General features: G+C 73.3%; 14 protein-coding genes. 8 read left to right on the plus strand and 6 right to left on the minus strand.

The features are described from left to right. Positions 1 to 7: 7 nt before the first annotated feature. Positions 8 to 1,252, minus strand: a complete 1,245-nt coding sequence (locus KGD83_RS20255; RefSeq protein ID WP_212640679.1) for a Kelch repeat-containing protein — start codon at positions 1,250 to 1,252, stop codon at positions 8 to 10. A 491-nt stretch (positions 1,253 to 1,743) separates the two neighbouring features. Here KGD83_RS20255 and KGD83_RS20260 point away from each other — a divergent pair, with 491 nt between their 5' ends. From KGD83_RS20260 to KGD83_RS20280, 5 genes are all read left to right on the plus strand, one after another. Continuing rightward, complete coding sequence (locus KGD83_RS20260; protein WP_212640680.1) at positions 1,744 to 3,390, plus strand: pyridoxal phosphate-dependent decarboxylase family protein; 1,647 nt, start codon at positions 1,744 to 1,746, stop codon at positions 3,388 to 3,390. Beyond that, entirely contained in the window at positions 3,387 to 4,925 is a 1,539-nt protein-coding gene (locus KGD83_RS20265) for a lysine N(6)-hydroxylase/L-ornithine N(5)-oxygenase family protein (protein WP_212640681.1), read from the plus strand. Before KGD83_RS20260 ends, KGD83_RS20265 begins: the two co-directional genes overlap by 4 nt. Beyond that, positions 4,922 to 5,551, plus strand: a complete 630-nt coding sequence (locus KGD83_RS20270) for a GNAT family N-acetyltransferase (protein ID WP_212640682.1) — start codon at positions 4,922 to 4,924, stop codon at positions 5,549 to 5,551. Before KGD83_RS20265 ends, KGD83_RS20270 begins: the two co-directional genes overlap by 4 nt. Continuing rightward, positions 5,548 to 7,389, plus strand: coding sequence for an IucA/IucC family protein (locus KGD83_RS20275; RefSeq protein ID WP_212640683.1), 1,842 nt, complete (start codon positions 5,548 to 5,550; stop codon positions 7,387 to 7,389). The genes KGD83_RS20270 and KGD83_RS20275 overlap by 4 nt, the downstream gene beginning before the upstream one ends. Positions 7,390 to 7,610: 221 nt before the next feature. Continuing rightward, the gene (locus KGD83_RS20280; RefSeq protein ID WP_212640684.1) at positions 7,611 to 8,150 is read left to right on the plus strand and encodes a hypothetical protein; all 540 of its coding nucleotides are present in this window, start codon (positions 7,611 to 7,613) and stop codon (positions 8,148 to 8,150) included. Between the two features lie 126 nt (positions 8,151 to 8,276). On the opposite strand, the gene KGD83_RS20285 is transcribed toward KGD83_RS20280, so the two are convergent. Together KGD83_RS20285 and KGD83_RS20290 are read right to left on the minus strand one after the other, a co-directional pair. Then, positions 8,277 to 8,630: a cupin domain-containing protein gene (locus KGD83_RS20285; RefSeq protein WP_212640685.1), complete on the minus strand. Its 354-nt coding sequence runs from the start codon at positions 8,628 to 8,630 to the stop codon at positions 8,277 to 8,279. A 5-nt stretch (positions 8,631 to 8,635) separates the two neighbouring features. Further along, positions 8,636 to 8,776, minus strand: coding sequence for a hypothetical protein (locus tag KGD83_RS20290; protein WP_212640686.1), 141 nt, complete (start codon positions 8,774 to 8,776; stop codon positions 8,636 to 8,638). A 79-nt stretch (positions 8,777 to 8,855) separates the two neighbouring features. Between KGD83_RS20290 and KGD83_RS20295 the strand changes: the two genes are divergently transcribed. Then, positions 8,856 to 9,845 (plus strand): ArsR/SmtB family transcription factor, encoded by a 990-nt coding sequence (locus KGD83_RS20295; protein ID WP_212640687.1) that lies wholly within the window; start codon positions 8,856 to 8,858, stop codon positions 9,843 to 9,845. Between the two features lie 68 nt (positions 9,846 to 9,913). Here KGD83_RS20295 and KGD83_RS20300 read toward each other — a convergent pair whose 3' ends face one another. Both KGD83_RS20300 and KGD83_RS20305 read right to left on the minus strand, forming a co-directional pair. Next, positions 9,914 to 10,552 carry a TetR/AcrR family transcriptional regulator gene (locus KGD83_RS20300; protein ID WP_212640688.1) on the minus strand — a complete coding sequence of 213 codons (639 nt, stop codon included), beginning with the start codon at positions 10,550 to 10,552 and terminating at the stop codon, positions 9,914 to 9,916. A 14-nt stretch (positions 10,553 to 10,566) separates the two neighbouring features. Further along, positions 10,567 to 12,057 carry an MFS transporter gene (locus KGD83_RS20305; RefSeq protein ID WP_212644518.1) on the minus strand — a complete coding sequence of 497 codons (1,491 nt, stop codon included), beginning with the start codon at positions 12,055 to 12,057 and terminating at the stop codon, positions 10,567 to 10,569. Positions 12,058 to 12,354: 297 nt separating this feature from the next. Here KGD83_RS20305 and KGD83_RS20310 point away from each other — a divergent pair, with 297 nt between their 5' ends. After that, positions 12,355 to 13,110: a ZIP family metal transporter gene (locus KGD83_RS20310; protein ID WP_212640689.1), complete on the plus strand. Its 756-nt coding sequence runs from the start codon at positions 12,355 to 12,357 to the stop codon at positions 13,108 to 13,110. A 62-nt stretch (positions 13,111 to 13,172) separates the two neighbouring features. On the opposite strand, the gene KGD83_RS20315 is transcribed toward KGD83_RS20310, so the two are convergent. Beyond that, positions 13,173 to 13,364: a DUF2795 domain-containing protein gene (locus KGD83_RS20315; RefSeq protein WP_019610892.1), complete on the minus strand. Its 192-nt coding sequence runs from the start codon at positions 13,362 to 13,364 to the stop codon at positions 13,173 to 13,175. Positions 13,365 to 13,751: 387 nt separating this feature from the next. Here KGD83_RS20315 and KGD83_RS20320 point away from each other — a divergent pair, with 387 nt between their 5' ends. Next, the gene (locus tag KGD83_RS20320; RefSeq protein WP_212640690.1) at positions 13,752 to 14,669 is read left to right on the plus strand and encodes an ABC transporter ATP-binding protein; all 918 of its coding nucleotides are present in this window, start codon (positions 13,752 to 13,754) and stop codon (positions 14,667 to 14,669) included. The last annotated feature ends 69 nt before the right edge of the window (positions 14,670 to 14,738 follow it).

A 14,738-nucleotide genomic window follows, 5' to 3' on the forward strand; every position in this document is an offset into this window, starting at 1 on the left:
CGCCCGGTCACGACGCCGACGGCTCCCCCGGTTCGGGGACCGAGACGTCGACCCGGACACCGGCGGGGGCGCAGTCCGGACCGCCCCAGCCGACCAGCGCGTCCTCGGCAACGGGTACGAGGGGGCCGCAGTACCCGGACAGCGCCTCGGTATGGAAGCGTCGGGACCGCCCGCCCCCCACGTCCCACAGGCTGATCTCGCCGGGTCCGGTCGCGAGCAGTCCCAGCCCGTCGGCGAAGTCCATTCCTCCCGAGAGCAGGCCGCCGGTGTAGGTCGGCACCGGAGGGCGGAAGCCGGAGTGGTCCACCGTGTCCAGCGGCTCCGCACCGGCCGGACCGACCTCGTACACGCCCGCGCTCTCACCGCCCCTCAGCGCCAGGAGCACACGCCCCTCGGACGAGGCCGCCAGCCCGACGAAGACATCCGCCTCCCCGGCCCCCGGGAGGTCGGAGACGTCCTGGACCGACGCGGCCTCCTGCCCGATCCGCATCGTCGCCAGGAACATCCCCTCGCGGGAGTCGCCGACGGCCGCCACGGTGTCGCCCAGGGCCGCCAGGTCGTAGACGGTGGCGTGCTCGGCGTCGTGGCGCAGGGGGACGGTGTGCCAGGCGTCCTCCTCGGGCGAGTACACCAGGAAGCCCGCCCCGCCCCGCTCGCTGTACCCGCCGCCGAAGACGACGTGGCCGTCGGCGACCACCCCGCGCGCCCCGGTCCTGCTCTCCGGTGCGGGCTCGATCGGCTCCCAGACGTGGCGTTCGGGGTCGTAGAGGGCCCCGTCCCGGGCCAGGTGCGCGTCCTGCTCGCCTTCGTAGGTCGGCGTGAAGCCTCCCCAGACCAGCATCCGGCCCCCGACCATGACCGCGCTGTGGCGGGTCCTCGGCTCCAGGCCGCTGTCGGGCAGGCGGCGCCAGGTGTCGCTCTCGGGGGAGTAGGCGGCGCCGTCGGAGAAGGAGTCGTGCTGGCTCCCGGCGTGTCCGCCCCAGACCAGGACCTCCTCACCGGACCAGACCAGGCTGTGGTCGGCGCGGGGCGTGAAGGGCCCTTCGGCGAGCGCGCGCACGGAGATCCGGACCTCCCAGGGCTCCTCGGTCAACTCCCCGATCAGTGAGCAGGAGGTGCCCGTGACCAGGAGTGCCAGTACCGGGGCCGCGATCCTGGTCAGGCGCCGAGCCCGCCCCCGACGCACCGCCGTGTTCCGGTGCGGCCGGAAGTCGCCCGGGGAGGGCGCGCCGTCGTGTGGGGGGTGTGCCATGGCACCGCTTCCGCGCGCAGGGGGTGGTCCGGTCTGCCCCGATGATCCCAGGAAGCCCGGCGGCGCGGGGGTTTCGTGCCGCCATCGGCCGCATCGGCCCTCCGGCGCCGCGGCACGCCCGCCCGGTCACGACGCCGGCGGCTCCCCGGCGCGCGGCGGTTCGTGGGCCTCTCCCGGAGTGCCGCATGGGTGCCCGGAGGGATAAACATCCGATCTCACCAGAAAAGCCCGCCGTGGCGGATGTGCGTTCCCGGCGAGGACGGCACGACTCTGCGTCACGGGCGTTCGCCCTGGCCAGCAAGCTTCAGTCACCCTGGGCAACCACCATGGTCGCCACTGTAACACTCCTCACACTGTACGGACCCAGACACTTAGGCTAGCCTCCCCTTAGTTAGGGCGCCCTACATAAGAGTGTTCGCGAAGTGCCTCACCCTATGCCCACACCCGCTTTGCGGGTGCTGTCGGCATGCCCGTTTCCAGGAGGATGATCCATGAGCTCCCTCGCGCGGTCCGCACCGGGCCCGCTGCACGGGAACGCCGGTGCCCTCGGCACCAGGCCCGAGCCGACACCCCCCTCCGACCAGGACCCCGACGACCCCCGGACACAGCTGTTCGACGCCCGGAGCGCCGAACACTACCGCGACCTGACCGGGGAGGCCGCGGCCCGCGTCGCCCGGCGCATCGCCGGGGTCGACCGGCCGCTCACCGGAGCCACGGCCGAGGACCTGCGCCCCCAGATCGACAAGGTCGACCTCGACCAGCCGCTCCACGACCCCACCGCGGCTCTGGACGAACTCGAACGCGTCTACCTCGACGACGCCGTCTACTTCCACCACCCCCGCTACATGGGACACCTCAACTGCCCCGTGGTCCTGCCCGCGCTGCTCGGCGAGACCGTCCTGTCCGCCGTCAACTCCTCCCTCGACACCTGGGACCAGAGCGCCGGGGGCACCCTGATCGAACAGCGGCTCATCGACTGGACGTGCGAACGCGTCGGTTTCGGCGGGACCGCGGACGGCGTCTTCACCAGCGGCGGCAGCCAGTCCAACCTCCAGGCCCTGCTCATGGCGCGCGACGAGGCCCACCAACGCGCCAAGGCGCAGGAGGGCCAGGACACCCGCCTGGCCGAACTCCTGCCCAGGATGCGCGTCCTGACCTCCGAGGCCGGACACTTCAGCGTCGCCAAGTCCGCCGCCCTCCTCGGCCTGGGCTACGAATCCGTCATCACCGTGGCCTGCGACGACAGACGACGCATGCGCCCCGACGCCCTCGCCGCCCAACTGCGCCGATGCCGCGCCGAAGGACTCCTGCCCATCGCCGTCGTCGCCACCGCCGGGACCACCGACTTCGGCAGCATCGATCCCCTGCCCCGCATCGCCGACCTGTGCCGGCAGCGGGGCGTGTGGATGCACGTCGACGCCGCCTACGGCTGCGGCCTGCTGGTCTCGCGCCACCGCCACCTGCTGGAGGGCGTCGAACGCGCCGACTCCGTCACCGTGGACTTCCACAAGTCCTTCTTCCAGCCGGTCAGCTCCAGCGCGATCGTGGTCCGCGACCGCGACGTCCTGCGCCACGTCACCTACCACGCCGACTACCTCAACTCGCGCTCGGACGGCAGCACCCCGCTGCTCTCCCCCAACCAGGTCGACAAGAGCCTCCAGACCACGCGCCGCTTCGACGCCCTCAAACTGTGGCTCACCCTGCGCGTCATGGGCGCCGACGGCGTGGGCGCCCTCTTCGACAGCGTCCTGGACCTGGCCGCCGCCGCCTGGAATCTGCTCGACGCCGACCCGCGCTTCACCGTCGTCACCCGGCCCAGCCTCAGCACCCTGGTCTTCCGCTGCGCCGCACCCGGCGCCGACCCCGACACCGCCGACGCCGCCAACCGCTACGCCCGCGAAGCGCTGCTGGCCTCGGGCCGCGCCTTCGTGGCCCGCACCACCGTCGACGGCAGACCCCACCTCAAACTCACCCTGCTCAACCCCAGGGCCACCACGCAGGACGTCGCCGAGGTACTGGACCTGATCGCCGCGCACGTCGACCACTTCGTGAACGGACACCACACACCCGACCGCCCGGCCCCGCCCGAGGCCCACACGGCCCCCGCCCTGCCGACCACCACCGTGAGGTCCCGTTGACCACCAGCCGCCGCCCCGCCCCGGCCGCCGACCCCGGCCGAATCCACGACTTCGCCGCCGTCGGCATCGGCCCCTTCAACCTCGGCCTGGCCTGCCTGACCGCGCCCGTCCCCGGCCTGGACGGCCTCTTCCTCGACGAGAAACCCGAGTTCTCCTGGCACTCCGGCATGCTCCTGGAGGAAGCCGAACTCCAGACCCCCTTCATGTCCGACCTGGTCACCCTCGCCGACCCCACCTCCCCCTTCTCCTTCCTCAACTACCTCAAGGAGACCGGCAGGCTCTACCCCTTCTACATCCGCGAGCGCTTCTACCCCCTGCGCGCCGAGTACGACGACTACTGCCGCTGGGCCGCCCGGCGCCTGGGCGACGCCGTCCGCTTCGGCCAGCGCGTGGACTCCGTGGAGTACGACCCCGACCAGGCCCTCTACCTGCTGCACAGCACCGAGACCGCGACCGGCGCCCGGCACACCCACCGCGCACGGCGCCTGGTGCTCGGCACCGGCACACCTCCCTACCTGCCCGAACCCTGCCGCGGCCTGCCCGGCGACGCCGTGCACAGCTCCGGCTACCTGCCCGCCGCGCGGCGGCTGCGCGACAAGCGCAGCGTGACGGTCGTCGGCAGCGGGCAGAGCGCCGCGGAGATCTTCCACGACCTGCTCCAGGACTTGGACGGACACGGCTACCAGCTCAACTGGGTCACCCGCTCCCCGCGCTTCTTCCCGCTGGAGTACACCAAGCTCACCCTGGAGATGACCTCCCCCGAGTACGCCGACCACTTCCACGCGCTCCCGGCCCCCACCCGCGACCGCCTCGTGGCCTCGCAGAAGAACCTGTACAAGGGGATCGACTCCGACCTCATCAACGCCATCTACGACCTGCTCTACGTCAAGAGCCGCCTGGGCCCGCCGCCCGTACGCCTGATGACCGGCACCGAGGTCACCGGCGCCCGCCACGACGCGGCGAACGGCGCCTACACCCTGGACCTGCGCAACACCGACCAGGGACGCGACTTCGCCCTCGACACCGAGGGACTGGTCCTCGCCACCGGCTACCAGTACCGGATGCCGGACTTCCTGGAACCCATCACCGACCGCCTGGCCTGGGACGGCTCCGGGCGCTTCGCGGTGCGCCGCGACTACCGCGTCGACCGCGACGCGCCGCCCGCCGGGCAGGACGCGCCCGGCGCGGACGGCTCCCCCGACGACGGCCGCGGACCGCGGTTCGCCCGCGGCGCCGTCTTCGTGCAGAACGCCGAACTGCACACGCACGGCTTCGTCGCCCCCGACCTGGGCATGGGCGCCTACCGCAACTCCTGCATCCTGCGCGCGATGCTGGGCCGCGAACCCTACGCCGTCGAGCGCTCGATCGCCTTCCAGGAGTTCGGCGCACCCGGGCAGGGCGCGCCGGACGCCGACGCCCGGGACGGGAGCGGCCCGACCGGGCGAGACCCTCACCACGAAGGCCCGAACCAGGAAGACACGGTGGAGACGGCCCTCCCGGCCTCCGGCCCGACCCGGAAGGCGGCGCGCCGATGAGGGACCAGACACCGGCACCGACCGCGCCCGACCAGGCCGCCGCAACCGTCTTCACCCGCACCGACCCCGAACTCGGCGAGTTCCGCGTCCGGCCCGTGGACCCCGACGACGACGTCCCCCTCCTGCACCGCTGGCTCACCCACCCCAAGTCCCGCTTCTGGCTCATGTCCGAGGCCACCGAGGAGGACGTCGCCCGCGACTACCGCGCCATGGCCGCCTCCCCGCACGAACACGCCTACGTCGGGGAGTGGCGCGGCACCCCCCGGTTCCTGGTCGAGCGCTACGACCCCGGCCACAGCGAACTCGCCGCCCACTACCCCGTACTCCCCGGCGACACCGGCATGCACTTCCTGGTGGCGCCCACCGACACTCCCGTACACGGCTTCACCCGCGCCGTGATCACCACCGTCATGGAACTGCTCCTCTCCGACTCCGCCGCCCGACGCGTCGTCGTCGAACCGGACGTGCGCAACACCGCAGTCCACGCGCTCAACGCCGCCATGGGCTTCCGGGTCCTCACCACCGTGACCCTCAAGGACAAGGACGCCCACCTGAGCACCTGCACCCGCGACCAGTTCCGCGCCGCCGTTCCCGCGGCCCCGACCACAGGAGGCATCGGCCGATGACCACGCCCGCCACCCGACCCGACGCCCGCGGGCCCCTGCTCCAGGACCCCCGCGACGCGGTCGGCCACCTGGCCCCCAGGACCTGGGAGCGCGCCAACCGGCTGCTCGTGCGCAAGGCCCTGGCCGAGTTCGCCCACGAACGGCTGCTCAGCCCCGAACCCGGCCCCGACGGCCTCTTCTCGGTCACCAGCGACGACGGCGGCGTCGAGTACCGGTTCGCGGCCCGCGTCATGGCCCTGGACCACTGGCGGATCGAGGCCGACAGCATCGTCCGCCGCGACCTGCGGCGCGACGGCGCACGCCTGCCCCTGGACGCCCTCGACCTGGTCCTGGACCTGCGCAAGACGCTCGCCCTCGACGAGGACGTCCTGCCCGTCTACCTGGAGGAGATCACCAGCACCCTGGCCAGCAGCGCCTACCGCATGTCGGCCGCGCAGCCGAGCGCCGCCGAACTGGCGCGCGCCGGGTTCCAGGAGATCGAGGCGGGGATGACCGAGGGCCACCCCTGCTTCGTCGCCAACAACGGACGCCTGGGCTTCGACGCCGCGGAGTACCGCGCCTACGCCCCCGAGGCCGCCGCCCCCGTGCGGCTGGTGTGGGTCGCCGCCCGGCGCGAGCGCACGACGTTCAGCTGCTCGGCCGACCTGGACCGCGAGGAACTGCTGCGCGGCGAACTCGGCGCCCAGGCCCTGGCCGTCTTCGACGCGCGGCTGACCGACATGGGTCTGGCCCCCGGCGACTACCACCTGATCCCGGTCCACCCGTGGCAGTGGTGGAACCGGCTGGCGGTCACCTTCGCCGCCGACGTCGCCCGCCGCGACCTGGTGTGCCTGGGCCACGGCCCCGACGAGTACCGCGCCCAGCAGTCCATCCGCACCTTCTTCAACACCTCCGCCCCCGAACGCCACTACGTCAAGACCGCGCTGTCGGTGCTGAACATGGGCTTCCTGCGCGGGCTGTCCGCCAAGTACATGGAGGCCACCCCGGCCATCAACGACTGGGTCGCCTCGGTCGTGGCCGACGACCCCGTCCTGCGCGCCACGCGCGTGGAGGTCCTGCGCGAACTGGCCGCGGTGGGCTACCGCACCACCCACTACGCGCAGGCCTCGACGGAGAAGTCGCCCTACCTGAAGATGACCGCCGCGCTGTGGCGGGAGAGCCCGGTGACGCGGCTGCGGTCGGGCGAGCGCCTGGCCACGATGGCCTCGCTATTGCACACCGACGCCCGGGGGAGGTCCCTCGCGGCCGAGCTCATCGCCGAGTCGGGCCTGGAGCCCGCGGACTGGCTGCGCCGCTACCTCGACGCCTACCTCGTCCCCCTGCTGCACTGCTTCTACGCCCACGACCTGGTGTTCATGCCGCACGGGGAGAACGTCATCCTCGTCCTGCGCGACGGGGTGCCCCAGCGGGTCCTTCTCAAGGACATCGCCGAGGAGATCGCGGTGATGAACGACGACGCCGAACTGCCCGCCGGGGTCGAGCGGGTCCAGGGCGCGGTGCCCGAGGACATGCGGGTGCTGTCGCTGTTCACCGACGTCTTCGACTGCTTCCTGCGCTTCCTCAACGGCATCCTCGCCGGCGAGGGCGTCCTGTCCGAGACCGGTTTCTGGCGCACCGTGGCCGCGTGCGTCGCCGACTACCAGGCGTCGGCGCCCCACCTGGCCGACCGTTTCGCGCGCGACGACCTGTTCGCGGAACGCTTCGCCCTCTCGTGCCTGAACCGGCTGCAACTGCGCGACAACCGCCAGATGGTCGATCTGGAGGACCCGTCCGCGGGCCTGCAACTGGTCGGCACCCTGGAGAACCCCATCGCCGGGTTCCGTCCCGCGCCCCGGTAGGCGCGGCGGGCAGGGGTTTCCGCGGTCCGGTGCGCGGCGGGACCAGGGGTTCCGCTCTCCGGTGGCCCCAGCGGTCCAGCGGGGTCCGCGCACGCCGGGTCCGCTGCGGGGGAAGGGCCGCACGCCCCTACCCCGGGCGGTCCGCCCCGCCGGGCCGCCCGGGTGTCGTGGCGGCGCGGTACGTTCCTCGGACCCGCGCACCGCGCCGCCCAGGAGGAACCGTGGACCCCTACTCGCCCGTACCGGAACTGAACCTGCTCAGGGAACTGGAGGAGCGGGCCGCGGGTGACTTCGTCGCGGACGGCTTCGAGACGCTCGACTACGACGACCCGGAACAGCTGACCGGCTGGCCGCAGGACCCGGCGTTCCGGTCCCGCCTCATCCCCTTCGCCCTGGCCAACGGCTCGGGCTCCGTCTACGCCCTGTGGCGCCACGACGACCGCGAGGGCCCCGCCGACCTGCCCGTCGTCGTCCTCGGCGACGAGGGTGCCGTGGCGGTGGTCGCCGAGAACCCCCGCGGGCTGGTCCTGCTCCTGGGTGCGGACTCCGAGATCGGCGTCGACCACGGCTACCCGCCCTACCTGCGCGGGGAGCCCCAGGACGAGGACGGACCCCGGCGCGCCCGGTACCGCGCCTGGCTCCAGGAGCACTTCGGACGCGGTCTGCCCACGGACACCGAGGTCGCCGCCGTGCTGGAGGGCGCGCGGGACCGCCACGGCGAGCCGTTCGCACGGTGGGCGGGCCGCTACCTGGCCTCGTGAACTCGTCGTCAGTTCACTGGTTCCGCCTGGAACGCAGCTCCTTTACGGCGTAGATTCACTTTTGTCCGTTTATGCCGGATATGCCGCCGGGCCCGGAGCCCGGCGGCGCACGCTGTCCGGCCGGGGTCAGTCCTTCCACTCCTGGACCATGGTGTCGGAGGCGTGTACGCACATCACGCGCAGCCGTCCCGTGCCGGTGTTGGTGAAGCCGTGCCACACCCCGGGCTGGACGACCAGGGTGTCGCCCGCCCCGGCGGCCAACCGGCGGTCGCCGACGGCGAACGTGGCCTCGCCCTCCAGGACGGTCCACGTCTCGGTGTAGGGGTGGCGGTGCAGGCCGGGCCCCTGCCCGGGGGCGTTGTCCACGAGGAAGAACGAGATACCCGAGCCGTGGGGGCGGCCCTCGAAGCGCAGCGTGCGCGAGTCGCCCATCCGGAGTTCGTCGGCGGGGACCACCCGGTCGTGTGTCGTGCTCTCCATGGTGCTCACTCCTCGAACCCGGTCACGGGGCGGACGTCGACGGACCAGCGGGCCGTCGGGGGACCGTCGAAGGCGTACCGGTCGGACGCCTCGGCCCCGCCGTCCGGAGCGGCGGGTTCATGGTGGTGGAGCGGTGCGGACCTCATCGCGGTGTCCCTTCACTGTGCCCGTCTCGGTGTGGCTCCACCATGGCCGGGCGGGCGCGCCGCGCTCTACACTTTCGACGTGCGTCGAAACAGGGTCCGCTTCCGGATCGGGGCGGCCGACGTCTCGGCGATCCGGTTCGGCGTCTCACCGGGCCACGAACTGTGCCACGCGGTCCGGGTCCTGCTCGACCCCTCAAGCCACCCGCTCCAGTGGGGCTGGCTGCGCGCGGTGCGGGGGTCGCTGCCGAGGCGGTCGTTCGAGTACCTGGCCACGGTGATCGGCCACGAGGGCTACTTCCCCGACTTCCTCACGGCGGCCCCGTCCTGGGACATGACCCCCGAGGAGGAGGCCGAGCGCCTGCGGCGCGTGCCGCCCGAAGCCGTCCGCGCCGACCTGACCAAGGTGCTCGCGCGCTCGCGGGGGCGCCGCCACGCGCTGGTGGCGGACATGTTCGCCCACCCCGAGCGCACCCGCGCGCTGGTCTCGGAGGCCTGGACGGCGGTCTGGGAGGCCGCTCTGGCCCCGCACTGGCCGCAGATCCGGCGCCTGCTGGGCGCGGACATCGACCTGCGGGTGCGGCGCATGGGCGCGGGCGGCGTGGCGGCGATGGTGGGCACGCTGCACGAGTCCGTGGGCTGGCACCGGGACGCGATCGAGGTCGGGATGCGCGGGCACGACGAGGACGTGGCCTGCGAGGGCGGCGGCGTGGTGCTCACGCCCTCCGTGATGAGCGCGCCGCACTGCTCGGTGCTCACCGAGCCGCCCGTGCAGCCGACGCTGTTCTACCCGGTGCACGCGCTGTCGGCGTCGTGGACGCGTGAGGGCACGGCCGCCGCGCAGGCCCTGGAGGAACTGCTCGGGTCGGGGCGCGCCCGCGTCCTGCTGGCCCTGGACGGGCCCCGGTCCACGTCGGAGGTGGCCGGGGACTGCGCGGTGGCGGTCTCCACCGCCTCGCACCACCTGTCGATCCTGAGGCGGTCGGGGCTGGTGGAGGGCCGCCGGGAGGGCACGCGGATGATGCACGCTCGCACGCCGCTGGGCGAGGCCCTGGTGAGCGGAGGGACCTGAGGGGCGGCGGACCGGCGTGCGCTCCCCGGTACGGAGCGCACGCCCGGCCAGGAGATCTCGATCCCCGGTCAGCGGGTCCCGGTGTCCGGTCCCGGGTCCGCGTCCGGGGCGTGCGGAGTCTCCGGGCCCGGCACCGGCACGTCGCGTTCCGGCTCCGCGTACAGGTCCCGCTCGGGCGCGATGGCGCGGGCCAGGTGCTCGGCGACCTGGCGGCGCGTCGAGGGCGGGAGCGTACCGCTGGACAGCGACTCGTACAGCCACAGGCCGTCCGCGGCCAGGCGCAGCACGAACAGCTCCATCTCCTCCGGCGTCAGCGGACCGGCGGACGGCTCGGGCGTCCAGCGCCTCATCACCTCGTCCCACGGGGCGCGGGTGGCCGGTTCGTTCGCGGTCTCCAGCAGGAGCAGCAGCTCGGCGCGGGTGGAGCTGTGCGCGGCCACCCGGGCGTAGGCCGCCAGGCGCTCACGGAGCGCGGCCCGGTCCGCGCTCCTCCCGGCGGCCTCCGCCAGGTGGTCGTCCCACCCCTGGGCCAGGTGTTCGTGCAGGGCCTGGAGCAGGGCCTCGCGCGAGGGGAAGTGGTAGAGCAGCCCTCCCTTGGTCAGACCGGTCTCGGCCGCCACCGACTCGTAGGTCAGGGCCGTGACGCCGTCGCGCTGGACGACGCGGAAGGCCGCGTCCAGGATCTGTGTCCGGTTGCTCTTGCGCATGCTCTCCCCCGGGGTCAGTGGTCCGCGTACGCCGACGAGGACGTGCCGGGACCATGGTGGCGCAGCAGCCGCCAGGTGAGGGCCGCGCCGCACGCCAGGACCGCCGCGACCACGACCATGACCACCAGGTAGCCGGTGTCGAAGGCGTCGTGGGCCGCGGCGACCACCGCTCCGTCGCCCCCGGCCGAGGCCAGGGCGTCGGCCAGGCTCCTCCCGGCGGCGGCCGGGGCGCCCTGCGGCAGCTGGACGGCGGCCGCGTAGACGAAGGTGACCAGGCTGCCCATCAGCGCCACCGCGGTCAGGTTGCCGAACTCGTAGGAGACCTCCTCCACCGAGGAGGCCATCCCGGCGCGGCTGGCGGGCGCGTTGCCGATGATCGCCGTGGAGGCCACCGACATCGCCGCGCCCAGTCCGGCGCCGGTCAGCAGCAGCCCCGCGACGAGCCAGCCGATGCCCGTCTGGAAGCCCAGGAGCGAGACGACCACACCCGCCACGCCCGCGGCGAGACCTCCCGCGATCAGGGGCAGCAGGCCGGTCCGGTGCAGGAACGCCCCGCCCAGCAGCGCGGTCGGCAGCGAACCCGCCGCCACGGCGGCCACCAGCAGCCCGGCCTCCAGCGGTGTGAAACCCACGACCAGCTGGAAGCGCTGGGTGGTGACGAGCTGGATGCCGCCGATGGCGAACATCGAGAACGCCGCGGCCAGCACGCCGGAGGTGAAGGCGGGGTTGCGGAAGACGGAGAAGTCCAGCAACGGGTCCTCCAGGCGGCGCTGGCGGCGCGTGAACAGGACGAAGGCCACCACGGCCACGACCACGGCGGCGGCGAAGAGCGGCCAGCGCGGCGGCGTGTGCGCCAGTTCCTTGATCGCCAGCACCGAGGCGACCAGCCCGGCCATGGCCTGGAGCGAGGAGACCAGGTCCCAGTGCTTGCCGGGGTCGGGGACGTTGGGCGGCGCGATCAGCGCGGTCGCGACCAGGGCCGCGACGACCACGGGCACGTTGAGGAGGAAGACCGAGCCCCACCAGAAGAACTCCAGCAGGACCCCGCCCACGATCGGCCCCAGCGCGCCGCCGACCACCGAGACGCTGCCCCAGACCGCGATGGCGATGTTGCGTTCGCGTTCGATGGGGAAGGCGATCCTGATCAGCGCCAGGGTGGCGGGCATCATCGCCGCCGCGCCCACCGCCAGCAGCGCGCGCGAGGCGATGAGGACCCAGGCCGTGGGGGAGAACGCGGCGACCAGCGAGGCCAGGCCGAAGACCACCAGCCCGACCACGAACATGCGCACGTGGCCGATCCGGTCGCCCAGCGTGCCGCTGCCCAGCAGCAGACCGGCCATGACGACCGGGTAGGCGTTGATGATCCACAGGCTCTGCGCGCCGGTCGCCCCCAGTTGAGCGGTGAGGGTCGGCAGGGCGGTGTACAGGATCGTGTTGTCAACGGTGACGAGCAGCAGTCCGGCCGCCACGGTCACCAGCAGCAGCCACCGGCGTGTCGCCGTCATGGCCGTCGCGTGCGTCTGATGTGAGCCCATGGCCCGAAATTTACCTTACATCCGGTACAGTTTCGCGTCCGCTCCCCCGGCGTCGGCGGGCCGCCTTCCCCCGGCCCGCGGGCGTTCACGGACGTGCGGGGGCGCGCCTTCGGACACGGCGCGCCCCCGCACGCGGAAACACCCGGCGGGGCCTTTCGCGCGACCGGATCCGCGGCGCGCCGTGCCTCCCGCGGCGCCTCCTCCTGCTACCACCGGTAGGGGGAGGCGCACCGCCGGGCGGTGCGCCGGCGACGGGAGGGGCGGGCGATGGCGGGAGTGGTGGAGGCGGGCGCCTGGGGACTGCTGGCCGGGTCGGCGCTGCTGGTGGGCGCGGTGCTGGGGTACGCCCTGCGGATTCCGCGCCTGGTGATCGCCTCGGTGATGGCCTTCGGCGCCGGGGTGCTGCTGTCGGCGGTCTCGTTCGAGCTGATCGCCGAGGCGCACGCGGAGGCCGGACTGCTCCCGGCGGTGGTCGGCACCCTCGCGGGCGCGGCCGCCTACACCGCGGGCAACATCGCGCTGGCCAGGCGGGGGGCGCGGCACCGCAAGCGGTCCGGTCGGCCCAAGGAGCAGCCTTCGGAGGGCCGGCAGGCCGGGTCGGGCCTCGCGCTGGCGCTTGGGGCGCTGCTGGACGGCGTTCCGGAGTCGGCGGTCATCGGCGTCGGCCTGGCCCAAGGCGGGGCGGTCAGCGCGGTGACCGTGGCCGCGGTGTTCATCAGCAACATCCCCGAGGGGCTGTCCAGTTCGGCGGGCATGCGGCGGGCGGGTCGCGGCAGGGGTTACGTCTTCGGCGTGTGGGGGGCGATCGCCGCCGCCAGCACGGCCTCGGCCATGGTGGGCTACGCCGTGGTGGGCGGGCTGCCCGCGTTCGCGGTGGCGACGGTGACGGCCGTGGCGGCCGGGGCGATCCTGGCGATGATCGCCGACACGATGATCCCGGAGGCCTTCGAGGACACCCACCTGGCCATCGGCGTCATCACCGTCTGCGGGTTCCTGGTCTCCTTCGCGCTCTCCCACGCCTGAGCGGCGGGAGCCGGGGGCCGCGCGGGTCGGCGGCTCCCCGGCGGCCCCGGTCGGCGGAACCGCTACTTGCCGAAGAGGGCCTTCTGCACGTCGTCGGGGCCGTCGAACCGGCTCGTACCGGCGTTGGAGAGCTTCTGGACCAGGTCGTCGCCCGCACCGTTGCCCTTCGCCAGCGACACCAGGTCGTCGCGGCTGGCGGGGTAGTCGGCTCCCTTGAGCGCCTTCTGCAGTTCGATGGGGTTGAGGTCGGCCATGGGTTTCTCCCGTGTACTCGCGTGCTGGTGCGACGGACTCCCGTCGGCTACCCGGCTGGTGTGCGCGAAATACCACCGGAGGGCAAAGAGGGGGCGCCTCGGGGGCCGCGGCCCGGTCGGCTCCGGCTCCCGGCCGGGGAGAGCGGCCGTCCTGCGACGGGACCGGGACGGTCGGCCGAGGCCGCGGACGGGCCCGGATCCCTAGCCCACGGAGGAAGAGGAGCACGGCCGCGGCGAGGGCGCGGTCGGGGGCAGGGGGCCGCTGCCCGCAGTCCAGGACGCCACGGCATCCACCGTTCGGTTGACCTCCGGGGTCGGCAGCATCGGCGCCGGACCGTGGCCGCACGGGCGATCCCAGGCGGTCGCCCGCGGACCAGGGTTGGAGGCATGGCAGTCATCGACGTCACCGACCTCAGCAAGAGCTACGGCGCCCACACCGTCCTGGACCGCGTGTCCTTCTCCGTGGAGAGGGGTGAGGTCTTCGGCATCCTCGGCCCCAACGGTGCGGGCAAGACCACCGCCGTGGAGTGCGTGGAGGGCCTGCGCCGCCCCGACTCCGGGACGGTCCGCGTCCTCGGGTTCGATCCGCTCCGGCAGGGCCGGGAGCTGCGCGAGCGCATCGGCGTGCAGCTCCAGCACACCCAGCTCCCCGAGAACATCAAGGTCTGGGAGGCCCTGGACCTGTACGCCTCCTTCTACAGCAGACCGCGTGACTGGCGGGAGCTGCTGGAGGAGTGGGGCCTGGCCGACAAGCGCAACGCGCGCTTCGGCAAGCTCTCCGGTGGCCAGAAGCAGCGGCTGTTCATCGCCCTGGCTCTGGTGGGCGACCCTCGCGTGGCCTTCCTGGACGAGCTCACCAGCGGACTCGACCCGCAGGCGCGCAGGTCCACGTGGGAACTGGTCAAGCGGGTCCGCGCCAACGGCGTGACCGTGGTGCTGGTCAGCCATTTCATGGACGAGGTGGAGGAGCTGTGCGACCGGGTCGCGGTCCTGGACCGGGGCGGCGTCGTGGCGCTCGACAGCCCGGCGGGTCTGATCGAGGCTGTCGGCGCCGATCACCGGATGCGCTTCCGTCTGATGAGCCGGGACGGCGTCGAACCGGACGACCTGTTGGGCGGGCTGCCGGGGGTGTCCGGCGTGACGCTCACCGGCGACCAGGTCCTGGTGACGGGCAGGGGCGACTTCGCCACGGCCGTCACCGCCGTTCTGGCCCGCGAGCACGTCCTCGTCTCGGACCTGCGCATCGACAAGCACACCCTGGACGACGCCTTCCTCGCCCTGACCGGCCGCTCCCTGCACACCTGAGTCAGGCGTCCAGCCCCGGACACCCCCCTTGTTCCGCCGCTCCCATCCAGCACCGCACCGAGGAAGCCG

It is taken from the genome of Nocardiopsis akebiae (genome assembly GCF_018316795.1).
GTDB lineage: Bacteria > Actinomycetota > Actinomycetes > Streptosporangiales > Streptosporangiaceae > Nocardiopsis > Nocardiopsis dassonvillei.